Annotated in this window: 1 rRNA gene; it reads right to left on the bottom strand. The window is 61.5% G+C overall.

Annotated features, from left to right (window positions below):
• Positions 1-189 precede the first annotated feature (189 nt).
• Positions 190-299 (bottom strand): 16S ribosomal RNA (locus EGT50_RS16925); the annotation flags it as partial.

The raw sequence follows: 299 nt of genomic DNA, 5'->3' as shown, positions 1-299 counted from the left end.
CGTGTTCTCTCAGGACCCAACAGTGCGCCGATATACCACCCACCAGCCGGCCTCGTGGCCGACCGATCCGCGGATGAAGCTGTCAGTGTTCCACCCATGAGCAACCGCAGTCCCACATCCGGGGACTCAACGGCCTCTGCCAAGTCGCTGTACACCTGCGTGACAACAACATTGGAGAATGCTCCTTAGAAAGGAGGTGATCCAGCCGCACCTTCCGGTACGGCTACCTTGTTACGACTTCGTCCCAATCGCCGATCCCACCTTCGACGGCTCCCTCCCCGAGGGGTTGGGCCACCGGC

The organism is Rhodococcus xishaensis (assembly GCF_004011825.1).
Taxonomy (GTDB): Bacteria; Actinomycetota; Actinomycetes; order Mycobacteriales; family Mycobacteriaceae; genus Prescottella; species Prescottella xishaensis.
This window is presented reverse-complemented; position numbering and strand designations above follow the sequence as displayed.